The following is a 24,187-nucleotide window of genomic DNA, read 5'->3' as shown; positions in this document are numbered from 1 at the left end:
CCGGAGGAGACCTCAGCATGCGTGCCCTCATCGTCCGTGCCCATCCGCTGGACCCCAGCAAGTCCCGTTCCATGACGATGGCCGACGCCTTCGTCGAGGAGCTCACCGCGCATCGCCCCGACACGGTTTTCGACGACGTGCGGCTGTACGAGACCGCCGTGCCCGAGATCGACCTGGACATGATGACCGGCTGGGAGCGGCTGCGAGCGGGCGAGCACTTCTCCCACCTCACCGGTGCCCAGCAGAACAAGCTGGCGCTTTTCGACCAGTACACCAAGCAGTTCCAGAGCGCGGACCTGGTGGTGATCGCGAACCCGCTGTGGAACCTCTCGGTGCCCACGCGTCTGAAGGCATGGATCGACACCGTCTGCCGCGCCGGCGTGACCTTCCGGTACACGGCCGAGGGCGAGGCGGAGGGCCTCGTCACGGACAAGACCGTGGTGCACCTGCAGGCCAGCGGCGGCCACTTCGGCCAGCAGGATCCCGCGAGTCTGTACATCGCCGGGATGTTCCAGTTCCTGGGCTGCACTACCCACACCCTCGCCGCCGAGGGCATGGACCACGAGCCCGATCGTGCCGAGGAGATCATGGAGGCGGCGCTCCTCCGGGTGAGGGAGCTCGCGCGCTCCCTCTGAGCCGCCGGCGTCGAGGGGCCGGTCCGGCGCGGGCGTGCCGGCCGGTACCATCGACGGCGGAGCCGGCATCGTCGGCCGGCTCACCCCGACACGCAAGGAGCAGCACGTGGCCCAGATCGCCATCACCCTCGACGGTTCCCCCCAGCAGATCGAGGAGGGGACCACGGGCACCGCGCTCTTCGAGGGCACCGCCGCGATCGTCGCCCTGCGCATCGACGGGGAGCTGCGCGACCTCGACACCGTGCTCGGGGACGGGCAGGACGTCGAGGGCGTGGACATCTCCAGCCCTGACGGGCTCTCGATCCTCCGCCACTCGACCGCGCACGTGCTCGCGCAGGCCGTGCAGAAGACGAACCCCGATGCGAAGCTCGGCATCGGCCCGCCCATCACCGACGGCTTCTACTACGACTTCGACGTCGCCGAGCCCTTCACCCCCGAGACCCTCAAGGTGCTCGAGAAGGAGATGAACCGGATCGTCAAGTCCGGCCAGCGCTTCGTGCGCCGCGAGATCACCGACGACGCGGCCCGCGCCGAGGAGGCCGCAGAGCCCTACAAGCTCGAGCTCATCGGCCTGAAGTCGACCGCCGACGACGCCGCCGAAGGGGCGAGCGTCGAGGTCGGCGAGGGCGGCCTGACCATGTACGACAACGTCGACCGGCGCGGCGAGGTGGTCTGGACCGACCTCTGCCGCGGCCCGCACCTGCCCTCCACCAAGCTCATCGGCAACGGCTTCGCCCTGACCCGCTCCGCCGCCGCCTACTGGCGCGGCAGCGAGAAGAACCCGATGCTGCAGCGCGTCTACGGCACCGCCTGGCCCACCAAGGAGGAGCTGCGCGCCCACCAGGAGCGGATCGCCGAGGCCGAGCGCCGCGACCACCGGCGCCTGGGTAGCGAGCTGGACCTGTTCTCCTTCCCCGACGAGATCGGCTCCGGCCTGCCGGTGTTCCATCCCAAGGGCGCCATGATCAGGATGGAGATGGAGGACTACTCGCGTCGCCGCCACGTCGAGGCCGGCTACTCCTTCGTCTCCACCCCCCACATCACGAAGAAGAACCTCTTCGAGACCTCCCGCCACCTCGAGTGGTACGCCGACGGCATGTACCCGCCCATGCACATGGACGAGGAGGTCGACGCCGACGGCAACGTCACCAAGCAGGGCCAGGACTACTACCTCAAGCCCATGAACTGCCCGATGCACAACCTCGTCTACCGCTCCCGCGGCCGCTCCTACCGCGAGCTGCCGCTGCGGCTGTTCGAGTTCGGCAGCGTCTACCGCTACGAGAAGTCCGGCGTGGTCCACGGCCTGACCCGCGCCCGCGGCTTCACCCAGGACGACGCCCACATCTACACCACCCGCGAGCAGATGAAGGAGGAGCTCTCCAGCCTGCTCGGCTTCGTCCTGGACCTGCTGCGCGACTACGGCCTGGACGACTTCTACCTCGAGCTGTCCACCCGCGACCCCGAGAAGTCCGTCGGCGACGAGGCGACCTGGGAGGAGGCGACCCGCACCCTCGAGGAGGTCGCCACCGCCTCCGGCCTCGACCTCGTCCCGGATCCGGGCGGCGCCGCCTTCTACGGCCCGAAGATCTCCGTCCAGGCGAAGGACGCGATCGGCCGCACCTGGCAGCTCTCCACCATCCAGCTGGACTTCTTCGAGCCGGAGCTGTTCGAGCTCGAGTACACCGCCCCCGACGGCTCCCGCCAGCGCCCGGTGATGATCCACCGCGCCCTGTTCGGCTCGATCGAGCGCTTCTTCGGCGTGCTGCTCGAGCACTACGCGGGCGCCTTCCCGGTCTGGCTCGCGCCGGTCCAGGTGGTCGGGGTGCCGGTCGCCGCCGAGTACGTGCCCTACCTCGAGGAGGTCGCCGCCAAGCTGCGCGCCCGAGGCGTGCGCGTCGAGGTCGACTCCTCCGACGACCGGATGCAGAAGAAGATCCGCACCCACACCAAGGAGAAAGTGCCCTACCTCCTCATCGCCGGCGGCGAGGACCAGGAGAAGGGCGCGGTCTCCTTCCGCATGCGCGACGGCAGCCAGGACAACGGCATCGACGTCGACGAGGCCGTGGAGCGGATCGTCACCGCGATCGCCGACAAGGTGCAGGTGTGAGCCCGGCCGACCAGCCCGGCGGCGAGCCCGCGCTCGAGGACGCCCGCGCCTTCGCGGGCGTCCCCGACGACACCCAGCGGCTGTGGACCCCGCACCGGATGGCGTACATCGGCGGGGAGAACAAGCCCGAGGACCCGCACGACGACGAGCAGTGCCCCTTCTGCGCGGGGCCGCGCCGCCGCGACGAGGACGCGCTCATCGTCCACCGCGGCCGCGTCGCCTACGCGATCCTGAACCTCTACCCCTACAACTCCGGCCATCTGCTGGTGTGCCCGTACCGGCACGTCTCGGACTACACGGAGCTGACCGAGGAGGAGGTGGCGGAGGTCGCCGAGATCACCCGCACCGCGATGACCGTGATCCGCGCGGTCTCCGGCCCCGCGGGCTTCAACCTGGGCATGAACCAGGGCGAGGTCGCGGGCGCCGGGATCGCCGCCCACCTGCACCAGCACGTGGTGCCGCGCTGGGCGGGGGACGCGAACTTCCTGCCCATCGTCGGCCGCACCAAGGCCCTCCCGATCCTGCTCGCGGACACCCGTCGGCTCTACGCCGAGGCGTGGCCCGGCGGCGGCGGGGCCTGAGCTAGCATGGCCGAGCGCATCCGGGGGGAGCGCCGTGCGGACGGCGGGAGCCGACCGACCGCGACCGAGCACCGGGGGAGAGGCAGGGCCACGCTGTGACCAGCTCGACCGGCGCGCCCGCGCGCCAGCCCGGCCCACCGCGGGCCGTCGGCCCCGGCGCCGCCGCCCCGGCCGGTCCCGACCCCGGGTACGGCTACGACATCGCGCGCACCGATCCCCGCGCCCCCGGCCGGCTCGGCCCGGGCACGCCCGCCGCCGCCCGGCCCCGCCGACGCTGGCTGCGCTGGGTGCTGCTGATCGGCTCGCTGCTGGGCATCCTCGCCTCCCTGGTCGTGCTGTACCTGGTGGTGATCAGGCCGCTCGGCATCGGCACCGCGCTGGTCGCCCTCACCGCGGCGCTCGTGCCGGTCGCGCTCGTGCTCGGCGCGGTGTGGTGGCTGGACCGGTACACGCCGCAGCCCCGGCTCTCGCTCGTCTCCGCCTTCGCCTGGGGCGCGATCGGCTCCGTGCTGCTGTCGCTGTTCTTCGGGACCTTCTTCGACGCCTGGATCTCCCCGCAGGAGGAGACCGAGCTGATCGACTCCTTCCTCGGCGCGACCGTGCAGGCACCGGTGATCGAGGAGACGATGAAGTCCGCGGGCCTGTTCGCCCTGCTCGTCTGGGGGCGCCGGTACATCTCCGGTCCGCTCGACGGCGTCGTCTACGCCGCCCTCATCGCGGGCGGCTTCGCCTTCACCGAGAACATCCTCTACTTCGGCAACTCGTTCCATCAGGCGCAGGCCGCCGGGACGGTCGACGTCTTCTGGCAGACCTTCTTCCTGCGCGGCATCCTCTCGCCCTTCGCCCACGTGTCCTTCACCGCCCTGTGCGGCCTCGGCCTCGGCATCGCGGCCGAGCGCCGCTCGCTGATGCTCTACTTCGGCCTGGGCCTCGGCGGGCTGTCGCTCGGGATGGCGCTGCACGCGCTGTGGAACGGCTCGAGCTTCTTCCTCCCGGTGGACCCGGAGGCGCCGCTGGCCGGGTTCCTGCGCTACTACGTCACCGTGCAGGTGCCGATCTTCCTGCTGCTGGTGGGCATCGTGCTGTTCCTGCGCCTGCGGGAGAAGCGGATCCTGCGCCGCCAGCTGTCCGAGTACGGGAGGGCGGGATGGTTCTCGCCCGACGAGGTCGAGATGCTGGTCTCGATGCGTCGACGCCGTCGCGCCGAGACCTGGGCGGGCCGCCACGGCGCCGTCGCCCGGATGGGCATGCACGATCTGATCCGCGCCGCGATCTCGCTGGGCATGGAGCGGCACAGCGTCCTGTTCGGCCGGCCGACGGCGAGGACCCGCGCCCGCGAGCGCGAGCTGCTCGAGCAGATCACCGCCGATCGTCGCCTGATCGGTGCGCTGACCGCCCCCGTCGTCCGCGGCTGACCGTCCCGCGGGGCGCGGCCGGACGACACGGCGGGATGCGGCGGAGCCGCGTCGGCGGGGACGCGACGGCGCGGTCGGCGGAGAGGCCCGGCGGTGCGCGGCGTGGAGCGCCTTCGCCGTACCACTAGGATGGTCCGGCGATCCGCCACCCCATGGCGGACCATCGGAAGGAGCGAGATGTCCGGGCATTCCAAGTGGGCGACGACCAAGCACAAGAAGGCCGTCATCGATGCCAAGCGCGGCAAGCTGTTCGCCAAGCTGGTGAAGAACATCGAGGTGGCCGCACGCATGGGCGGCCCCGACCCATCGGGCAACCCGACGCTCTACGACGCCATCCAGAAGGCGAAGAAGACCTCCGTCCCCAATGACAACATCGACCGTGCCGTCAAGCGCGGCGGCGGGCTCGACGGCGGCGGCGTCGACTACGAGACGCTGATGTACGAGGGCTACGCCCCGGGCGGCGTCGCCGTGCTGGTCGAGTGCCTCACCGACAACAAGAACCGCGCCGTCTCCGAGGTGCGCCTGGCCTTCAACCGCAACGGCGGCAACATGGCGGACTCCGGCTCGGTCTCCTATCTCTTCGAGCGCCGGGGCGTGGTCACCGTCGCCAAGGGCGAGAACACCGAGGACGACCTGCTCGAGGTCGTGCTCGACGCCGGCGCCGAGGAGATCAACGACGAGGGCGAGACCTTCGAGATCCTCTCCGAGGCCACCGACGTGGTCGCCGTGCGCACCGCGCTGCAGGAGGCGGGGATCGACTACGAGAGCGCCGAGGCGCAGTTCGTGCCGACCATGCGAACCCCCGTCGACCTCGAGGGCGCGCAGAAGGCGCTGCGCCTGATCGACGCGCTCGAGGACAGCGACGACGTGCAGGCCGTCTACTCCAACCTCGACATCCCCGACGACGTCGCGGCCCAGCTGGACGAGCAGGAGTGAGCGGGCGGGACGGCGCGGCCCCGGCCTTGGCCGTGTCGTCCTCTCGGCCGCACCGCCGACGCGGGCCGCACCACCCGGACCGGGGAGAGGTCCGTTGACACCGCCGACGGCGATGCCGGGAGGGGAGGAGCGCAGATGACGACCCTGCGCGTGCTGGGGGTCGACCCCGGGCTGACCCGCTGCGGGATCGGCATCGTCGACGCGATCGGCGGACGACGCGCTCGTCTCGTCCACGCGGGCGTGATCCGCTCGGACTCCGAGGAGCCGCTCGAGCAGCGCCTGCTCGGCATCGCCCGCGGGCTGCGCGCCGTGCTCGAGGAGTTCGCCCCCGACGCCGTCGGCGTGGAGCGGGTGTTCAGCCAGTCCAACATCTCCACCGTGATGGGCACCGCGCAGGTCTCCGGCATCGCGCTGCTCGAGGCGGCGGAGCGCGGCATCCCCGTCGCGCTGCACACCCCCTCGGAGGTCAAGGCCGCCGTGACCGGCAGCGGGCGGGCGGACAAGAAGCAGATCCAGTCGGTGCTGGTGAAGGTGCTGGGCCTGGACGCGGCACCCCAGCCCGCGGACGCCTCCGATGCCGTCGCGATCGCGCTGACCCAGCTGTGGCGGGGCGGCGGCCCGGTGGCGCTGGACCGCACCGGCGGCGTCCGCACGAGCGCGCAGGCCGTATGGGCCGAGGCGGAGCGACGGGCCCGACGCGCCCGGGAACGCTCGACCTCCCGACAGTGATCGAACAGGTGTTCTAGGCTGGTGGCGTGATCGCATCCCTGACCGGGCGGGTCGTCCGCCTCGACCTCGACGCCCTCGTGCTCGAGGTGGCCGGCATCGGCTACCTCGTGCGCACCACGCCGCAGGCCCTCGCCGCGACCCGTCACGGGGCCGAGCTCACCCTGCACACCGAGCTCGTCGTCCGCGAGGACTCCCTGACCCTCTACGGCTTCCCCCAGGCGGAGGAGGCCGAGACCTTCCGCATCGTGCAGTCCGTCACCGGGATCGGCCCGCGCACGGCGCTGGCCGTGCTCGCCGTGCTCGACCCGGAGGAGCTGCGCCGCGCCGTCGCCGAGCAGGACGTGAAGACCATCACCCGCACCCCGGGCATCGGCCCGAAGGTCGCCGGCCGGATGCTCCTCGAGCTCGGCGGGAAGCTGCCCGCGCCGAGCGAGGCCTCGACGGAGGCGCCGTCGGTCCCGGGCGCGGCGCCCGGCGGCCCCGACGCCGACGTGGTCGAGGCCCTCGTCGGGCTCGGCTGGGCGGAGAAGGCGGCGCGCAGCGCCGTCGAGGCCGCGCGCGAGGAGGGCGGGGAGCAGGTGGACGCCGCCGCGCTCCTGCGCACGGCTCTGCGCGGTCTCGGAGGACATCGATGAGCGCGCGGGCGGCGGGCCGCGAGGAGGAGCCGGCCGGCAGGTCCTTCGCCGACGGCTCGTGGGAGGCGACCGAGGACGCGCCGCGCACCGTGACGAGCCCCGAGTCGATGCCGCCCGAGCGCACCGCGGAGGCCGCGCTGCGCCCGCGTCGGCTGGAGGAGTTCGTGGGCCAGCAGGTGGTGCGCGACCAGCTCTCGCTCGTGCTCGACGCCGCCGCTGCACGTGGCCGCGCCCCCGAGCACATGCTGCTCTCGGGACCGCCGGGACTGGGCAAGACGACCCTCGCCATGATCATCGCCGCCGAGCTCTCCGCCCCGCTGCGCATCACCTCGGGACCTGCGATCCAGCACGCCGGCGATCTCGCCGCGATCCTCTCCTCCCTCGACGAGGGGGAGGTGCTCTTCATCGACGAGATCCACCGCCTCGCGCGGCCCGCCGAGGAGATGCTCTACATCGCCATGGAGGACTTCCGCGTCGACGTGGTGGTCGGCAAGGGCGTCGGGGCGACGTCGATCCCGCTGGACCTGCCGCCCTTCACCGTCGTCGGCGCCACCACCCGCGCCGGGCTCCTCCCGGCGCCGCTGCGCGACCGCTTCGGGTTCATCGGCCACCTCGACTTCTACGGCGCCGAGGAGCTGCGCGAGGTGGTGCGACGCTCCGCCGTGCGGCTCGAGGTCGAGCTCGAGGACCGCGCCGCGATCGAGATCGCCTCCCGCTCCCGCGGCACGCCCCGCATCGCCAACCGTCTCCTGCGCCGCGTGCGCGACTGGGCCCAGGTGCGCGGCAGCGGCGACCTCGACCTCGGCGCCGCGAAGGAGGCGCTGCGGGTCTACGAGGTCGACGACCGGGGCCTGGACCGTCTGGACCGCGCGGTGCTCAGCGCCCTGTGCGGCCGCTTCGCCGGCGGGCCCGTGGGCCTGTCGACCCTCGCCGTCGCGGTGGGGGAGGAGACCGAGACGGTCGAGACGATGATCGAGCCGTATCTCGTGCGCGAGGGATTCCTGCTGCGGACCCCGCGCGGCCGGGCGGCCGCCCCCGCCGCCTGGGAGCACCTCGGCCTCGAGCCGCCCGCAGGGGCGGAGGGCACCCCGCCCATGCTCGGCCGCTTCTGAGGCCGGGCGCCGGCCGGCCGCCTCGTGCGGAGCTCGGCGCCCCCGGGCGCCGGCTGGGAGGACCGCGGCGGACCGACGGGTACAGTGGGGCGGTCAGTCGCCCGCGGCAGGACCTCGCCCGTGCAGCAGCATGGACCCGAGGGGCTGTCCGTCGAGAGGAAAACCGTGGAGTTCCTTCCCATCCTGCTCATCATCCTCGTGATGATGCTGCCCCTGTTCCTGCTCTCCCGCAGTCAGCGCAAGGCGCAGGCCAGGCAGCAGGAGCTCGTCAAGAAGCTCGGCGTGGGCGACGAGGTGCGCACGCACTCCGGCTTCTACGGCCTCATCGTCGAGGAGTACGACGACGTGGTGGTGCTCGAGTCGGAGGACGGCACGCAGACCAAGTGGGCCCGCATGGCGATCGCGATGGCCGTGGACCCGGTCGAGGACGAGCAGGGCGAGACCCTCGAGGGCGAGACCGTCGAGGGTGAGACCGTCGAGGGCGTCGCCCCTGAGGGCGCCGACCCCCGGGGGGCGCAGGACGCCTCCGCCACCGGCCAGGTCCCCGGCGTCACCGTCGCCGACGAGGACCCCCGCGAGGACGGCTCCGCGCGCGGTCGCTGACCCGACCCGCGCCGCGCGCCCGACCGCGCACGACGCCGTACGACCCGCGGGGCCTCCTCGCCCCGCCCTCCGCTCCCTGGCCCGTCGTCCTGAGGAATCCCCACCATGCCTGCACGCCGCATCGCCCTGGCGACCCTTGCGGTGCTGATCCTGCTGCTCGGCGGCGGGATCGGTGCCGGGGTCTGGAAGGGTGGCTGGCAGCCCGCCCCCAAGCTCGCCCTCGACCTCGAGGGAGGCACCCAGGTCATCCTCCAGGCGCAGTCGCGCGACGGCTCCGCGATCGACGAGACCGCCATGGAGCAGGCGCGGCAGATCATGAGCCAGCGCATCAACGCGATGGGCGTGGCGGAGACCGAGATCACCGTCCAGGGCGGCACGAACATCGTCATCGACGTGCCCGGGCAGATGGATCAGCAGACCTCCGCCGCGATCCGCCAGACCGCCGCGATGTCCTTCCGCCCCGTGCTCGGCGTGGTCGCGCCCGAGGGCAGCGGCGAGGCGCTCCCCTCCGACGGCGGCGGCGCCTCCGACGCCGGGGGCGACGAGTCCGCGGGGGAGACCTCCGAGGCCCGCGCCGATCCCTCGCAGCAGCTCTTCTCCGGCCTGCTCAGCGACGACTCCTCGATGGCTCCCGCGACCGGGACCGGCGAGGGCGACCTGCCCTACCCGGCCTGGAGCATGGACTGGATGACCCCCGAGGTCCAGACCGAGCTGATGAGCGCGGACTGCGTCGACCCCGCCGCGCAGCAGGAGCGCGCCACGGAGACCGCCCCCGACGAGCCAATGGTCGCCTGCGCCCCGGACGGGAGCGCGAAGTACCTGCTGGGCCCCGAGGTCATCGCGGGCTCCTCGATCGAGGACTCCTCCGTCGCCTCGGACGTCACCCCGACCGGCCAGCCGACCGGCTACTACGTCGTGAACATGTCCTTCGACGAGACCGCCGCGGAGTCCTTCTCGACCATGACCGGCGCCCTGTACAACGGCGAGGGCGCCACCGCCGCCTTCGGCATCGTGCTGGACGGGATGGTCATCTCCGCTCCCGAGGTGCAGGAGCCCTCCCCGGGCGGCGAGGCGTCGATCTCCGGCAACTTCTCCCAGGAGCAGGCGACCCAGCTCTCGGACCAGCTGCGCTTCGGCGCGCTGCCGCTCGAGTTCGAGGTCGCCTCCGAGCAGCAGATCTCCGCCACCCTCGGGGCGGACCAGCTGCAGATGGGACTGATCGCGGGCTTGATCGGGCTCGCGCTCGTGGTCGCCTACGCCTTCGCGCAGTACCGCCTGCTCGCGATCGTGACCTCCTCGAGCCTGCTCATCATGGGCGTGCTCACCTACGCCACCCTCACGGTGCTCTCGAACATCCCCGAGATCGGCTACCGCCTCTCCCTCGCGGGCGTGGTCGGTCTGATCGTCGCGGTCGCCTTCACGGCGGACTCGTTCATCGTCTACTTCGAGCGCGTGCGCGACGAGATCCGCGAGGGCCGCGGCATCGCCGCGGCCGTGGACCACGGCTGGGTCCGCGCCAAGCGCACCATCCTCGCCTCCGACACGGTCAACATCATCGCGGCTGTGGTGCTCTACCTGCTCTCCACCGGCGGCGTGCGCGGCTTCGCCTTCGTGCTGGGGCTGACCACTCTGCTGGACCTCCTGGTCGTCTTCCTGTTCACGCATCCGGTGCTGCAGGCGCTCGTGCGCACGCGATTCTTCGGGAAGGGCCATCCGTGGAGCGGCCTGGACCCGGCGCGCCTGGACCGCGACGTGCCCGCCTACGCCGGGCGCGGACGCGTCCGCCTCGGCGAGGAGCGCGGCCGCGGCGGTCGCCGCAGCGCCCGCGCGGAGGAGGAGGCGGCCGAGCGCGAGCCGATCGCGGTGCGCCGCGCCCGTGAGGCCCGGGAGGCGCGTGAGGCGCAGGAGGCCCGTGACGGGGTCCCCGCGGACGGCACCGCCGACGACGACAGCTCCGGCGACGGTGGGGCCGACGTCGGCGCCCCTGCCGACGAGGACACCGACGAGACCGAGGAGCAGGGCCGATGAGCACCACCTTCGCCACCTTCGGCAACGACCTCCACGCCGGCAGGCGGATCCTGCCGATCGTCTCCCGCCGACGCACCTGGTACATGATCAGCGTCGTCGTCGTGGTGCTGCTGGGTGCCCTCGCGGTCGTGCGCGGGCCCAACCTCGGCATCGAGTTCACCGGCGGCTCCGAGTTCCAGATCGCCGGGGTCGCCGACACCGAGCAGTCCTCCGCCCGTGAGGTCGTGCGCGAGCACCTGCCGGACAACGAGCCGAAGGTCACCCAGCTCGGCAGCGACACCCTGCGCGTGCAGACCGAGCAGCTCGACTCGGCCCAGACGGCCGAGCTCGCCGGAGAGCTCGCGGCGGCCTACGAGGTGCCCGCCGACGCGGTCTCGACCTCCTACATCGGCCCGGTGTGGAGCGGTGACGTCACCCAGAAGATGGCCCGCGGCGTCGTGGTTTTCCTGGTCCTGGTCGCCGCGATGATGGCGCTCTACTTCCGCGACCTCAAGGCGTCCCTCGCCGCGATGATCGCGCTGGGCCACGACATGCTGCTCACCGCCGCGGTGTACGGCGTGGTCGGCTTCGAGATCACCCCCGGCACGGTCATCGGCTTCCTCACCGTCATGGGCTACTCGCTCTACGACACCATCGTCGTGTTCGACAAGGTCCGGGAGAACACCGCGGACCTCACCGGCCAGCGCCGACGCACCTTCGCCGAGCTCGTCGAGCTCGCCGCGAACCAGACCCTGGTGCGGTCGATCAACACCTCCGTCGTCGCGCTGCTGCCGATCGGCTCGATCCTCGCCATCGGCGCGTTCCTGCTCGGCGCCGGCACCCTCAAGGACATCTCCCTCGCCCTGTTCATCGGGATCATCGCCGGCACCTACTCCTCGATCTTCCTCGCCCCGGGGCTGCTCGTGGACCTCCGCCGGCGCGAGGACACGATCGCTCGCCACACCCTCGCCCTCGAGCGGGCGCGCCGCGGGGAGACCGGCTCGACGTCCGAGGACTCTCCCGGGAGCCCCCGCGGAGAGGACGCCGCGACCCGCGCCGACGGCGCCGACCTCGACGCCGTCGACCCCGATGCCGCCGACCCTGCCGACGCCGACGCGGCGGACGAGGGTGAGGGGCGCACCCCGGAGGCCGACCCCGCCGACGAGGACGACGGCACCGTCGGCCGCGCCGCCGCACCCCGCTCCGCCCGGCAGCAGCCGCGCAGGACCACCCGACGCCGACGCTCCGGCAGGTGAGGAACCGATGAACGACCCGCAGACCGTCCCTGCCCCGCTCCGCACCGCGGAGGAGATCCCCACCGCCGCCGAGATCGAGACGCTGCGCAGCACGCACATCGCCGAGTACCCGGACTTCCCGACCCCGGGCGTGCTCTTCCGCGACATCACCCCGCTGCTGCGCGACGCGAACGCGCTGCGCCGCGTCATCCGCTACTGGACCACGCTGCTGCCCGAGGGCATCGAGTACATCGTCGGCACCGAGGCCCGCGGCTTCGTGCTCGGCGCACCGCTCGCCTACGAGCTCGGCGCCGGGTTCATCCCGGTGCGCAAGGCGGGCAAGCTCCCCGGCCGCCCGGCCGGGCTGAAGTACGAGCTCGAGTACGGCAGCGCCGAGATCCAGATCCCCGAGAACTCGCTCCCGGCCGGCGCGCGGACCCTCGTGCTCGACGACCTGCTCGCCACCGGCGGGACCGCCGCGGCGACGGTCGAGCTCACCCGACGCTTCGACGTCGAGCTGCTCGGCGCCTCCTTCCTCATCGAGCTCGAGGGCCTCGGCGGCCGCGACCTGCTGCCGGACGTTCCGCTGACCACTGTCTGGTCCATCCCCGACTGATCCCCGGGACGTCGCCGTCCGCCGCCGGCGGACGCGGCGCGCACCCCTGTCGCCCGCGCGTAGACTGTGGCCTTCCAGGCAGGGAGGTGTGCATGCAGGAGCGGACCGCATCCGAGCAGGCCGGGGCCGAGGCAGGCCCGGCCGACCAGGCCGCGCGCCCTCCCGCCGCACCGCCCGCACAGCCCGATTCGCCGCGCACCCCCTCGACCGCGCCACGACGCTCCCGCTCGCGCCTGTCCTTCTTCGCCCCGCGCTCCTCCCCGGTGGATCCGCTGCTCGCACCGCTGCTGGAGACGATGACGGCGGTGAGCCCGAAGGAGAACCAGGAGCTTGTGCGCCAGGCGTACACCGTCGCCGAGCGCGCCCACCGCGGCCAGACCCGCCGCAGCGGCGACCCGTACATCACCCACCCGGTCTCGGTCGCCACGATCCTCGCCGAGCTCGGCTCGCCGGCCGATGTCGTCGCCGCCGCGCTCCTGCACGACACGGTCGAGGACACCGACTACTCCCTGGACCAGCTGCGCGCCGAGTTCGGCGAGGTCATCGCCGTCATGGTCGACGGCGTGACGAAGCTGGACAAGGTCACCTACGGCGAGGCCGCGCAGGCCGAGACCGTGCGCAAGATGATCGTGGCGATGAGCCGCGACGTGCGCGTGCTGCTGATCAAGCTCGCCGACCGCCTTCACAACGCCCGCACCTGGAAGTACGTGCCGGCCGCCTCGGCGGAGCGCAAGGCGAAGGAGACCCTCGAGATCTACGCCCCGCTCGCGCACCGCCTGGGGCTGAACACGATGAAGTGGGAGTTGGAGGACCGCTCCTTCCAGGTCCTCTACCCCAAGGTGTACGAGGAGATCGTCTCGCTGGTCGCCCAGCACGCCCCGGCGCGCGAGCAGTACCTCTGCACCGTCTCCTCCCAGATACAGGAGGATCTCAAGAAGGCGCGGATCAAGGCCGAGGTCACCGGCCGGCCCAAGCACTACTACTCGATCTACCAGAAGATGATCGTGCGGGGCCGCGACTTCTCCGACATCTACGACCTGGTCGGCGTGAGGGTGCTCGTGGATACGGTCCGCGACTGCTACGGCGTGCTCGGCACGCTCCACGCGCGCTGGTCGCCGGTGCAGGGCCGCTTCAAGGACTACATCGCGCTGCCGAAGTTCAACCTGTACCAGTCGCTGCACACCACCGTGATCGGCCCGACCGGCAAGCCGGTCGAGGTCCAGATCCGCACCCGCGAGATGCACCGTCGGGCCGAGTACGGCGTCGCCGCGCACTGGAAGTACAAGGCGATGGCGGGCGGCCAGGGCGGCGGCGAGTCCGCGGCGATCACGAACGACGCCGCCTGGCTGCGCCAGCTGATGGACTGGCAGAAGGAGACCACCGACTCCGGCGAGTTCCTGGACTCGCTGCGGTTCGAGATCAACACGCAGGAGGTGTACGTCTTCACGCCGAAGGGGGACGTGCTCGCCCTGCCGCAGGGCTCGACCCCGGTCGACTTCGCCTACTCGGTCCACACCGAGGTGGGGCACCGCACCATCGGGGCCCGGGTGAACGGGCGCCTGGTCTCCCTGGAGTCCGCGCTCGCCACCGGCGACGTCGTGGAGGTCTTCACCTCGAAGTCCGCCGACGCAGGCCCCAGCCGGGACTGGCTCGGCTTCGTGAAGTCCCCGCGGGCGCGCAACAAGATCCGCCAGTGGTTCTCGAAGGAGCGTCGCGAGGAGGCGCTGGAGCGGGGCAAGGAGGAGCTCGCCAAGGCGCTGCGCCGGCAGGACCTGCCCATGCGCCGCCTGCTCACCCACGACACGCTCGCCACGATCGCCTCGGAGCTCAACCTCGGCTCGATCGATGCGCTGTACACCTCGATCGGCGAGGGTCACACCGGCGCCCAGCACGTGGTCGAGAAGCTTCGCGCCTCCTTCGGCGGCGCCGACGGGGCGGAGGAGGACCTCGCCGAGATCACCCTGCCCTCGAAGGTCCGCCCTCGGGGCAGTCGCGCCGAACGGCACACGGCGGAGACGGACCAGGGCGTCATCGTGGACGGCCACGCCGACCTCTGGGTCAAGCTCGCCAAGTGCTGCGCTCCGGTGCCGGGCGATCCGATCGTCGGCTTCATCACCCGCGGCTCGGGGATCTCCGTGCACCACACCAGCTGCACCAATGCGATCCAGCTCCAGCAGCAGCAGCCCGATCGCATGGTCGAGGCGAGCTGGTCCGGGCGGCACTCCACCGCCTATCTCGTGCACATCAAGGTCGAGGCGCTGGACCGTCCCCGACTCCTCACCGATCTGGCGCTGGTGATCTCGGAGCAGCAGGTCAATCTGCAGTCCGCCTCGGCGCAGTCGAACACCGACCGGCTCGCGACGACCTTCTTCTCCTTCGAGCTGGCCGATCCCGCGCACCTCCAGTCCGTGCTCGCCCAGGTCAGGCGCGTCGAGGGCGTCTATGACGTCTACCGCGTCACGGCCGACGGCCGGCCCGTCGGCCTCGGCGCACCGCTCACGGCGAGCTGAGAGGCCCGGTCCGCTCCGACCGTGCTGTGATCAGCGGACCCTCGAGGCGCACCCCCGCGAGCGGTGTGAGCGCCCGGTCCAGCCGCTCCCGGGCCTCCTGCACGCCGGGATGCCGGTGCAGCCGGTGCAGATGTGCGCGCAGCTCCTCGTGCTCCACCAGACCCGCCCGTTCGAGCCGCCTCAGCAGCGGGCGGGCGATCGCCTCGGGGCTGAAGCGCAGCAGGTCCGAGGCGGTGCGGCGGGGCGTGGTCACGGGCGCGCCGCCGACGGTGTCGATGTCGCCCGGGCCGAGCCGGGCATGGCGCTGGACCACGCCGGCGAGGATCCCTCGGTGCGCCGGGGAGAGCAGCTCGAGCGATGCCGGCGGCCGACCGCCCAGATGCACCCAGGCGGCGCTCCTCCCGGCGATCACGTGATGGGACTGCAGGTGCTCCCCGAGGGCGCAGCCGAGCGCCAGGGCCCGGCGCACCGAGGTCCCGAGGAGATCCGGGGGCAGGAACACCCCGGGCAGCAGTCGGACGATCTCCCCGCGGGCGACCATCGCGGCGGTGGTGGGGGTCTCCTCCCAGCGCTGCAGCTCGGCGCCGAGGGGGAGGGCGAGGTCCGCCGCGTGATACGACCAGGCTGCGCACAGCCCGATCGGGCGCAGCCTCACAGATGGGGGCGGGCGGTCGCAGGGCGGGGGAGCGTCCTGTGCGGGCTCGTCGGCGAGGAGCTCGCGCAGCACGGGGTCCGCCAGGGCGTCGCGGAGCGCGGCGTCGACGGGCACTCCGAGCGCGGGTGCGGTGAGAACGGGCGCGGTGAGGGCGGGCGCGGCAGCGGCGAGGGTCTCCATGCATCGACCCTGGCCCCCACCGGTCCGCACGGCAACGCCCCGCCCGTCCCTGTGGACGAGCGGGGCAGTGGGGAGGAGAGGTGCGCGGCGCCGGCGGCCGGCGCGCGGGCGCCTCAGCCCAGGTCGCGGGCGGAGCGCTCGATCACGGCGAGCCACTCCTTGCGGGCCTCGAGCGCCGCCTCGGCCTCCGCGATCTTCTTCGGGTCGCCGCCGGCGCGGGCCTTCTCCAGCGACTCCTCGTAGGAGGCGATCGCGGAGTGCAGCTGCGAGGACGCACCCTCGACGCGCGCCTTGGTGCGCGGATCGGTGCGGCGCCACTCGGCCTGCTCGGCGTCCTTCACGGCACGCTCGACGGCCCGCAGGCGGTCGTCGATCCGGCGCATGTCGCCGCGCGGCACCTTGCCCGCCTCCTCCCAGCGGTCCTGGATCGAGCGCAGCGCGGACTTCGCCGCGTCGAGGTCCTTGCCCGGGTCGAGCGCCTCGGCCTCGACCAGCAGCGCCTCCTTCACCTCGAGGTTCTTGCGCTGCTCGGCCTCGGTCTCGTGGAGGTCCGCGTTGCGCGCCGCGAAGAACGTGTCCTGGGCGGCCTTGAACCGCTTCCACTGGGCGTCGTCCTTCTTGCGGCTGCCGCGCGGCGCACGGCGCCACTGGTTCATGAGGTCCTTGTACGCCCGGACCGTCGGACCCCAGTCGGTGGAGTCCTGCATCGCCTCGGCGCGGGCGATGAGCTCCTCCTTCTGCGCGGCGGCCTCGGCATGCCGCTCGTCGAGCTGGGAGAAGAACTGCTTGCGCATCCGGTCGAAGGAGGCGCGGGCGGCCGAGAGCCGCTTCCACAGCGCCTCCTCGGTGGGTCGGTCCAGGCCGATGTCCTCGGACTGCATCTGCTTCCACGTCGGGACCATCTGACGCATCGTCTCGCCGGCGTTCTTCCAGGAGATCTGCTCCGGGTCGGTGGCGACCAGGGCCTCGATCGACTCGACGAACTCGGTGCGGCGACGGGTCGCGGCCTCCCGGCCCTCGGCCCGCTTCGCCTCGAGCGCCCGGATCTTCTCCTTGGCCTGCTCGCGCAGCTCGGAGGCGCGTGCGCGCAGCGCCGGGATGTCGCCGACGACCTGCGGCTCCTTCATGTTCTTGCGCAGGTTCTCCAGGAGCCGGTTGAGCTCGTTCTGGGTGTGCTCGGGCGCGGTGAGGGCGGAGGCGGTCTGGTCGAGGAAGGCGACCAGGTCCAGGTACCCCTTCGCGAAGGGCTCGAGCGCGGCGTCGTGGTCGGTCTCGGTCGTGGTGCCGATCGTGCGCACCTGGGTGCCGTCCTGGACGGTGACGGTGCCGTCCTCCGCCACGCTGCCGAAGGCCTTCGCCGCGGCGATCTCGGCGGGGTCGTGCTCGGCGGCTGCGGGAGCGACGGGCAGGAGCGCCGCCGTCGGCTTCTTCCCCGCCAGCGCGGCGGGGGAGGGGGCGGCCGGGCGCGGGCGGGGACCGGCCGGCGCAGGCTTCGGCACGGGAGTCGGTGCAGGCGTCGCCGGCGTCGCCGCGGTGGAGGCGCCCGCTCCCGCGGCGGGGGCCGCGTCGTCGGCGGGAGTCGCGTCGTCCGAGGAGGTCGTAGCCTCCGAGGCAGCCGCAGCCTCCGAGGCGGTCGTGTCGGCCGCGGAGGACTCCCCGGTCGAGGCGCTCTCCTCGGTCGTGGTGCTCTGCTCGGCCTCGACGCCGTGCTCGGCCGCTGCGGCCGGCTCGCCGTTCTCGGCGGCGGCGACGGGACCGGCCTTCTCGGCGGCGGTCGCCTGCTCCGAGGTCGACAGTTCCGCGCTCTCCTGCTCGGCGGCCGTGGTCTGCGACTCGGGGGTGGAGGGCTCCGCGGAGGTCTGCTCGGCCGTGGCGTCGACGACGGCGTCGGCGGGCTGGGCGGCTGCCTGGTCGGCGGGGAGGGAAGTCTCGGACTCGCTCACGATGAGCTCCTTCGATGGGATCCGCTGCGGGGCGGGACACTGCCGTCACCAGGACGGCCGGGCTGATGGGTGCTCGTCACGGACGGACCGGGGCGACCACGTCAGGGAACTCTACAGCGGAGCGCGCCGGCGTTCCGCCTCGTCCGGCGCCGTGCGACCGCGCCTCGGGCACGCCCGGCCTCGAGAGGGGATAATGGGCGCGCACCGCAGACGACCAGAAGGAAGTGCACCGCATGGCGAAGATCGCCGCCCTGTCAGGATTCCCGGAGTGGCTCCCCTCCGAGCGCCTCGTCGAGCAGCACGTGATCGACGTGTTCCGGGAGGTCGCCGAGCTGCACGGGTTCTCCGGCATCGAGACGCGCGCGGTCGAGCCGCTCGAGCAGCTGCTGCGCAAGGGCGAGATCGACAAGGAGGTGTACGTGCTGCGCCGCCTCCACGCCGAGGAGGGAGACGAGGACACCGGCGCCGACCGCTCCCGCACCCTCGGCCTGCACTTCGACCTCACCGTCCCGCTCGCGCGCTACGTGCTCGAGCACCAGAACGACCTCGCCTTCCCCTTCCGGCGCTACCAGATCCAGAAGGTGTGGCGCGGCGAACGCCCCCAGGACGGCCGGTTCCGCGAGTTCTACCAGGCCGATCTCGACGTGATCGGCCAGGACACCCTGCCCGGCCACGTCGAGGCCGAGGTCGCGATCGTGATGGCGGAGATCCTCTCTCGCCTGCCGCTGCCGCAGGTGAGCATCCACGCCAACACCCGCCGCCTCTCCGAGGGCTTCTTCCGCGCGATCGGCTTCGAGGACCACACCCCCGTGCTGCGCGCCCTGGACAAGCTCCCGAAGATCGGCGCCGACGCCGTGTCCGCCCTGCTGCGCGACGAGGCCGGTGCGAGCGAGGAGCAGGCGCAGAAGGCGCTCGCCTTCGCCTCCATCCGCACCCGTGACGCCTCCTTCGCCCAGCAGGTCCGCGATCTCGGCGGAAGCGGCGAGATGGTCGAGGAGGGCATCGCCGAGCTCACCGCCGTCATCGAGCGGGTCGAGGCGGCCGTGCCCGGCATGATCGTCGCGGACCTCTCGATCGCCCGAGGCCTGGACTACTACACCGGCACCGTGTTCGAGAGCTTCGTCGCCGGGCACGAGTCGCTCGGCTCGATCTGCTCCGGCGGGCGCTATGACCGCCTCGCCTCCGACAACCGCCACACCTATCCCGGCGTCGGCCTCTCCATCGGCCTCTCGCGGCTGGTCTCCCGCCTCGTCTCGGCCGGGATGGCGGCCCCGAGCCGCGCGGTCCCCACCTGCGTGCTCGTCTCGGTCACCGACGAGGAGCACCGGGGCCGCAGCGACGCGGCCGCCCGAGCGCTGCGCGCCCGCGGCATCTCCTGCGAGGTGGCCCCGAGCGCCGCGAAGTTCGGCAAGCAGATCCGCTACGCCGACCGCCGCGGCATCCCCTTCATCTGGTTCCCCGGCGAGGAGGGCACCGGCGGAGAGGTCAAGGACATCCGCAGCGGCGACCAGTCCGCGGCCGACGCCACCACCTGGCAGCCCCCCGCCGAGGACCTGCGCCCGCGCGTCCTCGCCGCCCAGGAGGACCAGACGGAATGACGGCCCGTCCGACCGCCGGCGGATGAGCTGGCTCACATCGCGGCCCTGGGGGAATGATCCCCGCGGCCGCGGCGTTCCAGCGGTCATGGCTACGCTCACTCTGACCACCGAGAACCACGACAAGACCGTCGAGGACGGCATCGTCCTGATCGACTTCTGGGCGGGCTGGTGCGTGCCGTGCCAGCGCTTCTCCCCGATCTACGAGGAGGCCTCGGAGACGCACGAGGACGTCACCTTCGCGAAGGTCGACACCGAGGACCAGCAGGACCTCGCCATGCGCTACGGCGTCACCTCCATCCCGACCCTCGTCGCCTACCGCGAGGGCATCCCGGTCTTCTCCCAGGCCGGCGCCCTGCCGCAGTCCGCGCTCGAGGACCTCATCGGCCAGGTGAAGAACCTGGACATGGACGAGGTCCGCAAGGCCTACGCCGAGGCCCAGCAGAAGCAGGGCTGATCCCTCCGCCGGGCCGACCCCGGTCGCGCCCCGCGACCCCGACGACGACAGGACCCCGCCACCCGGGAGGGTGGCGGGGTCCTGTCTGTGCGGAGGCGCTGCGCCGCGAGATGCCCGGCGGAGCCGTGCACCGCCGAGCTCACGCCCCGGGCGGCCCCACCGAGGCGGGGCCGGCCCCGGGGCGGGAGCGGCGCTCAGCCCTCCCGGCGGAAGGGGCGGCGCCTGCCCTCGGGGCGGCCGCCGCGGTCGTCACGGCGCGGACGGTCGTCGCGGCGGAAGGGACGCTCGCCGTCACGACGCGGGCCCTTGCAACCGCGCGGCCCGCGGTCCGGGCCGATGCGCAGCTCGCGACCGCCGAGCTTCGCCCGGCTGATGCGGTCCATCTGCTCGGGGCTCAGCGAGCCGCGGATCTGGACCAGCGAGAAGTGCGGGAAGATCTGGATCTTGCCGATGTCCTTCCCGTGCAGGCCGCCCTCGCCGGTCATGGCGCCGACGATGCCCGGCGGGCGCGCGCCGTGGGAGTGGCCAACCCCGACCTTGTAGGAGGTGTACCCGCGCTCGATCGGCGTCGCCTCCCGCGGGCCGCGGTCGCCGCGCTCGCGGTCGTCCCCGCGCAGCTGCGCGCCGGTGAACTCCTCGTCCTCCGTCGCCGCGCCGGGGCCCTCGTCGCCCACGGTCATCGCGCCGAGCACGGCGGCGAGCTCGAGCGGGTCGATGTTGTTCTCGGCGACGAACTCGCCGATCAGCTCGCGGTACAGCTCCAGACGGCCCCGCTCGATCCGCTCGGGGACCTGGGTCAGCAGTGCGGCGAGACGATGCTTGGAGACGTCGCGGGGCGAGGGGATGTCCGCCTCGGCGAGGGTCTGCTTGGTGGCGCGCTCGATGTTCTTCAGCGCACGGCGCTCGTGCGGGCCGATGAAGGTCAACGCCTCGCCGGTGCGGCCCGCGCGACCGGTGCGGCCGATGCGGTGGACGTACGACTCCGCCTCCTTGGGCACGTCGAAGTTCACGACCAGGCCGATCCGCTCGACGTCCAGGCCGCGGGCGGCGACGTCGGTGGCGACGAGCACCTGCAGGGAGCCGTCGCGGAGCCGCTCGACGATCTTCTCGCGCTCCTTCTGCGGCACGTCGCCGCTGATCGACGCCGCGATCAGGCCGCGGGCCACCAGCGCGGAGCCCACCTCCTCGGCGGCGGCGCGGGTGCGCACGAAGACGATCGCCGCCTCGGCGGACGAGGTGGCCAGCACGCGGGCGAGCGCGCCGGTGCGGTGCTTGAAGGGCACCACCGCGTAGGTCTGGGTGACGCTCTTGACGGTCGAGGACTGCGGGGTGACGCTCACGCGCACCGGGTCCTTCATGTGGGTCTGCGCCACGCGCTGGATCGCGGCGGGCATCGTCGCGGAGAACAGCGCGACCTGACGGGTCTCGGGGGAGTGGGAGAGGATCTCCTCGACGTCCTCCGCGAAGCCCATGCGCAGCATCTCGTCGGCCTCGTCCAGGACCGCGAAGCGGATCGTGTCCAGCTTGAGGTTCGCGCGGCGCATGTGATCCATCACGCGGCCGGGCGTGCCGACGACTACCTGGGCGCCGCGGGAGAGCGCGCGCTCCTGCGGGCCGTAGGGGGAGCCGCCGTACAGGGCGACCACGTCGAGCCCGCCCATGGAGGTGGCGAAGGAGGAGATCGCGTCGGCGACCTGCATCGCGAGCTCGCGGGTCGGGGCGAGCACCAGCGCCTGCACCTCGCGGACGGACGGGTCCACGGCGGCCAGCAGCGGCAGGCCGAAGGCGGCCGTCTTGCCGGTGCCGGTCTGGGCGACGCCGATCACGTCGCGGCCCTCGAGCAGCGAGGGGATCGCCTGCGCCTGGATCGCCGAGGGGGTGGTGAAGCCGAGCTCGTCGACCGCGCGGCGCAGCGGCGCCGGCAGGTCGATGTCGTCGAAGCTGGGGCCGGCCGGGGCCTGCGGCTCCTCGGCGGCCGACGGGGCGGTCTCGCTCTGCGCGCCCGCCCCCTCGGTGCTCTCGGTCACGGTCTCGGCAGGGACGTCGGACCCGTCGGCGGGGTCGACGGCATCGGGGGCAGGGCGGGATTCGGTCATGGCGTCCTTACGACGGTCAGGGGTTTCAACAGGCCCCAACAGGTCGCAGGGCGTGGCTGCCCATACATTCCGCGCTGCGAGCGTCATGCGCGGGGCACGGCATGCTCGGGCGGACTCGGGCGGAAGGACCTGCGCTCCGGCAGGTCGAACAGAGCTCGAGTCTACGGGGGAGAGGGCCCGCTCCGACAGGTCGGCGGTGGCGAGATCCCTCACCCCGGACGGTAGGCTGGCCTCTCCGCGCACCCTGTGCGCCGGACCCCGCGCGCCCCGCGCCGGGGAGCCACCGACCCCCGACACCGCGAAGGACATCCCGTGCTGCGCACCCACACCGCCGGTGAGCTCCGCCAGGAGCACATCGGACAGACCGTCACCCTCACCGGCTGGATCGGCCGTCGCCGTGACCACGGCGGCGTGACGTTCCTCGATCTGCGCGACGCCGCGGGCGTGACCCAGGTCGTCGTGCGCGAGGACGAGGCGATGCACCTGCGCAGCGAGTACGTGCTGAAGGTGACCGGCTCCGTCGACCGCCGACCTGAGGGCAACGAGAACCCGCAGCTGCCCACCGGCGAGATCGAGGTCACCGCGACCGAGGTCGAGGTGCTCAGCACCTCCGCGCCGCTGCCCTTCCAGCTCGACGAGCACAGCGAGGTGGGCGAGGAGACCCGCCTGCGCTACCGCTACCTCGACCTGCGCCGGCAGGGCCCGGCCGCCGCGATTCGCCTGCGCTCCGAGGTCAACCGCGCCGCGCGCGACACCCTCCTGGACCAGGGCTTCGTCGAGGTCGAGACCCCGACCCTGACCCGTTCCACCCCCGAGGGCGCCCGCGACTTCCTTGTCCCTGCGCGCCTCGCCCCGGGCTCCTGGTACGCGCTGCCGCAGTCCCCGCAACTGTTCAAGCAGCTGCTCATGGTGGGCGGCATCGAGAAGTACTTCCAGCTCGCCCGCTGCTACCGCGACGAGGACTTCCGCGCCGACCGCCAGCCCGAGTTCACCCAGCTCGACGTCGAGATGAGCTTCGTGGACCAGGAGGACGTGATCGCGCTGGCCGAGCAGATCCTCTCCGCCGTCTGGGCGAAGGCCGGCCATGAGATCTCCGGCCCCTTCCCGCGCATCACCTACGCCGAGTCGATGCGCCGCTACGGCTCGGACAAGCCCGACCTGCGCTTCGACCTCGAGCTGGTCGAGATGACCGAGTACTTCGCGGACACGCCCTTCCGCGTGTTCCAGGCCCCCTACGTCGGCGCGGTCGTCATGGCCGGCGGCGCCTCCCAGCCCCGTCGCCAGCTCGACGCCTGGCAGGAGTGGGCCAAGCAGCGCGGCGCCAAGGGTCTCGCCTACGTGCTCGTCCAGGAGGACGGGACCCTCACCGGTCCCGTCTCCAAGAACATCTCCGAGCAGGAGAAGGCGGGTCTGCTCGAGAAGACCGGCGCGGCCCCCGGCGACTGCGTCTTCTTCGCCGCCGGCGAGCCGAAGAGCTCCCGTGCCCTGCTCGGCGCGGCCCGGAACGAGATCGCCGAGAAGCTCGGGCTCATCGACGAGGACGCCTTCGCCTTCGTGTGGGTCGTCGACGCGCCGATGTTCGAGCCCGCCGCGGATGCCCGCGCGGCCGGTGACGTCGCCGTGGGCGGCGGCGCCTGGACCGCCGTCCACCACGCCTTCACCTCGCCGAAGCCCGAATTCCTCGACACCTTCGACACGGACCCGGGCAGCGCCCTCGCCTACGCCTACGACATCGTCTGCAACGGCAACGAGATCGGCGGCGGCTCGGTCCGCATCCACTCCCAGGACGTGCAGCAGCGCGTCTTCGAGGTGATGGGGATCGGCGCCGAGGAGGCGCAGGAGAAGTTCGGCTTCCTGCTGGACGCCTTCCAGTTCGGTGCCCCGCCGCACGGCGGCATCGCCTTCGGCTGGGACCGGATCGTGGCGCTGCTGGCCGGGGAGGAGTCGATCCGCGAGGTCATCGCCTTCCCCAAGACCGGCAACGGCTACGACCCCCTGACCGCGGCCCCCGCCCCGATCACTCCGCAGCAGCGCAAGGAGGCGGGCGTCGACGCGAAGCCCGCCGCGAAGGACGCGCCGAAGGATCCTGCGAAGGACGCGCCCCAGGGCGAGGCGGGCACCGCCTCCCCGGAGGCCTGAT

19 protein-coding genes are annotated in these 24,187 nt (G+C 72.6%); 16 read left to right on the top strand and 3 right to left on the bottom strand.

Annotation, left to right across the window (positions count from 1 at the left end):
- The first annotated feature begins 17 nt into the window (after window positions 1–17).
- From DEU31_RS10245 to DEU31_RS10185, 13 genes are all read left to right on the top strand, one after another.
- A complete protein-coding gene (locus tag DEU31_RS10245) occupies window positions 18–635 on the top strand; it encodes an NAD(P)H-dependent oxidoreductase (protein WP_133677021.1) in 618 nt (205 codons plus the stop codon).
- 106 nt (window positions 636–741) lie between these two features.
- A complete protein-coding gene (gene thrS / locus DEU31_RS10240) occupies window positions 742–2,742 on the top strand; it encodes a threonine--tRNA ligase (protein WP_133677020.1) in 2,001 nt (666 codons plus the stop codon).
- Window positions 2,739–3,323 carry an HIT domain-containing protein gene (locus DEU31_RS10235; protein ID WP_133677019.1) on the top strand — a complete coding sequence of 195 codons (585 nt, stop codon included), beginning with the start codon at window positions 2,739–2,741 and terminating at the stop codon, window positions 3,321–3,323. The genes thrS and DEU31_RS10235 overlap by 4 nt, the downstream gene beginning before the upstream one ends.
- A gap of 95 nt (window positions 3,324–3,418) precedes the next feature.
- Window positions 3,419–4,738, top strand: a complete 1,320-nt coding sequence (locus DEU31_RS10230; protein WP_133677018.1) for a PrsW family intramembrane metalloprotease — start codon at window positions 3,419–3,421, stop codon at window positions 4,736–4,738.
- A gap of 177 nt (window positions 4,739–4,915) precedes the next feature.
- Window positions 4,916–5,674 (top strand): YebC/PmpR family DNA-binding transcriptional regulator, encoded by a 759-nt coding sequence (locus DEU31_RS10225; protein ID WP_010552371.1) that lies wholly within the window; start codon window positions 4,916–4,918, stop codon window positions 5,672–5,674.
- Between the two features lie 135 nt (window positions 5,675–5,809).
- Window positions 5,810–6,403, top strand: coding sequence for a crossover junction endodeoxyribonuclease RuvC (ruvC, locus tag DEU31_RS10220; RefSeq protein ID WP_133677017.1), 594 nt, complete (start codon window positions 5,810–5,812; stop codon window positions 6,401–6,403).
- A gap of 26 nt (window positions 6,404–6,429) precedes the next feature.
- Entirely contained in the window at window positions 6,430–7,038 is a 609-nt protein-coding gene (gene ruvA, locus DEU31_RS10215; RefSeq protein ID WP_133677016.1) for a Holliday junction branch migration protein RuvA, read from the top strand.
- A 107-nt stretch (window positions 7,039–7,145) separates the two neighbouring features.
- Window positions 7,146–8,150, top strand: coding sequence for a Holliday junction branch migration DNA helicase RuvB (ruvB, locus tag DEU31_RS10210; protein ID WP_133677058.1), 1,005 nt, complete (start codon window positions 7,146–7,148; stop codon window positions 8,148–8,150).
- Window positions 8,151–8,315: 165 nt separating this feature from the next.
- On the top strand, window positions 8,316–8,753 hold the full coding sequence (gene yajC / locus DEU31_RS10205; RefSeq protein ID WP_133677015.1) for a preprotein translocase subunit YajC: 438 nt from the start codon (window positions 8,316–8,318) through the stop codon (window positions 8,751–8,753).
- A gap of 105 nt (window positions 8,754–8,858) precedes the next feature.
- The gene (gene secD, locus DEU31_RS10200; RefSeq protein ID WP_133677014.1) at window positions 8,859–10,781 is read left to right on the top strand and encodes a protein translocase subunit SecD; all 1,923 of its coding nucleotides are present in this window, start codon (window positions 8,859–8,861) and stop codon (window positions 10,779–10,781) included.
- Window positions 10,778–12,016 (top strand): protein translocase subunit SecF, encoded by a 1,239-nt coding sequence (gene secF, locus DEU31_RS10195; RefSeq protein WP_133677013.1) that lies wholly within the window; start codon window positions 10,778–10,780, stop codon window positions 12,014–12,016. The genes secD and secF overlap by 4 nt, the downstream gene beginning before the upstream one ends.
- 7 nt (window positions 12,017–12,023) lie before the next feature.
- A complete protein-coding gene (locus DEU31_RS10190) occupies window positions 12,024–12,611 on the top strand; it encodes an adenine phosphoribosyltransferase (protein WP_133677012.1) in 588 nt (195 codons plus the stop codon).
- A gap of 92 nt (window positions 12,612–12,703) precedes the next feature.
- Complete coding sequence (locus DEU31_RS10185) at window positions 12,704–15,121, top strand: bifunctional (p)ppGpp synthetase/guanosine-3',5'-bis(diphosphate) 3'-pyrophosphohydrolase (protein WP_133677011.1); 2,418 nt, start codon at window positions 12,704–12,706, stop codon at window positions 15,119–15,121.
- On the opposite strand, the gene DEU31_RS10180 is transcribed toward DEU31_RS10185, so the two are convergent.
- Both DEU31_RS10180 and DEU31_RS17325 read right to left on the bottom strand, forming a co-directional pair.
- Window positions 15,108–15,956, bottom strand: a complete 849-nt coding sequence (locus DEU31_RS10180) for a hypothetical protein (protein WP_133677010.1) — start codon at window positions 15,954–15,956, stop codon at window positions 15,108–15,110. The genes DEU31_RS10185 and DEU31_RS10180 overlap by 14 nt on opposite strands.
- Before the next feature lie 113 nt (window positions 15,957–16,069).
- The gene (locus tag DEU31_RS17325) at window positions 16,070–17,899 is read right to left on the bottom strand and encodes a DUF349 domain-containing protein (RefSeq protein ID WP_133677009.1); all 1,830 of its coding nucleotides are present in this window, start codon (window positions 17,897–17,899) and stop codon (window positions 16,070–16,072) included.
- A gap of 233 nt (window positions 17,900–18,132) precedes the next feature.
- Between DEU31_RS17325 and hisS the strand changes: the two genes are divergently transcribed.
- Both hisS and trxA read left to right on the top strand, forming a co-directional pair.
- Window positions 18,133–19,497, top strand: a complete 1,365-nt coding sequence (hisS, locus tag DEU31_RS10170) for a histidine--tRNA ligase (protein ID WP_133677008.1) — start codon at window positions 18,133–18,135, stop codon at window positions 19,495–19,497.
- An 85-nt stretch (window positions 19,498–19,582) separates the two neighbouring features.
- Entirely contained in the window at window positions 19,583–19,951 is a 369-nt protein-coding gene (gene trxA / locus DEU31_RS10165) for a thioredoxin (RefSeq protein WP_010552359.1), read from the top strand.
- A gap of 194 nt (window positions 19,952–20,145) precedes the next feature.
- Here the strand turns inward: trxA and DEU31_RS10155 are convergent, their stop codons facing one another.
- Window positions 20,146–22,047: a DEAD/DEAH box helicase gene (locus DEU31_RS10155; RefSeq protein WP_133677007.1), complete on the bottom strand. Its 1,902-nt coding sequence runs from the start codon at window positions 22,045–22,047 to the stop codon at window positions 20,146–20,148.
- A gap of 312 nt (window positions 22,048–22,359) precedes the next feature.
- On the opposite strand from DEU31_RS10155, the gene aspS reads away from it, so the two are divergent.
- Entirely contained in the window at window positions 22,360–24,186 is a 1,827-nt protein-coding gene (gene aspS, locus DEU31_RS10150; protein WP_133677006.1) for an aspartate--tRNA ligase, read from the top strand.
- Window position 24,187 lies beyond the last annotated feature (1 nt).

This window comes from Brachybacterium sp. AG952 (assembly GCF_004362645.1).
Lineage (GTDB): Bacteria > Actinomycetota > Actinomycetes > Actinomycetales > Dermabacteraceae > Brachybacterium > Brachybacterium conglomeratum.
The sequence above is the reverse complement of the archived record's forward strand: the minus strand, read 5'-3'. Positions and strand labels throughout refer to the sequence as shown.

Bases quoted from the DNA above. Each gene is read 5' to 3' on its own strand.
- hisS (WP_133677008.1), top strand. From the start codon at position 18,133: ATGGCGAAGATCGCCGCCCTGTCAGGATTCCCGGAGTGGCTCCCCTCC.
- trxA (WP_010552359.1), top strand. From the start codon at position 19,583: ATGGCTACGCTCACTCTGACCACCGAGAACCACGACAAGACCGTCGAG.
- ruvB (WP_133677058.1), top strand. From the start codon at position 7,146: ATGCCGCCCGAGCGCACCGCGGAGGCCGCGCTGCGCCCGCGTCGGCTG.
- DEU31_RS10190 (WP_133677012.1), top strand. From the start codon at position 12,024: ATGAACGACCCGCAGACCGTCCCTGCCCCGCTCCGCACCGCGGAGGAG.
- DEU31_RS10245 (WP_133677021.1), top strand. From the start codon at position 18: ATGCGTGCCCTCATCGTCCGTGCCCATCCGCTGGACCCCAGCAAGTCC.
- secF (WP_133677013.1), top strand. From the start codon at position 10,778: ATGAGCACCACCTTCGCCACCTTCGGCAACGACCTCCACGCCGGCAGG.
- DEU31_RS10185 (WP_133677011.1), top strand. From the start codon at position 12,704: ATGCAGGAGCGGACCGCATCCGAGCAGGCCGGGGCCGAGGCAGGCCCG.
- DEU31_RS10155 (WP_133677007.1), bottom strand. From the start codon at position 22,047: ATGACCGAATCCCGCCCTGCCCCCGATGCCGTCGACCCCGCCGACGGG.
- DEU31_RS10225 (WP_010552371.1), top strand. From the start codon at position 4,916: ATGTCCGGGCATTCCAAGTGGGCGACGACCAAGCACAAGAAGGCCGTC.
- ruvC (WP_133677017.1), top strand. From the start codon at position 5,810: ATGACGACCCTGCGCGTGCTGGGGGTCGACCCCGGGCTGACCCGCTGC.
- DEU31_RS10180 (WP_133677010.1), bottom strand. From the start codon at position 15,956: ATGGAGACCCTCGCCGCTGCCGCGCCCGCCCTCACCGCGCCCGTTCTC.
- secD (WP_133677014.1), top strand. From the start codon at position 8,859: ATGCCTGCACGCCGCATCGCCCTGGCGACCCTTGCGGTGCTGATCCTG.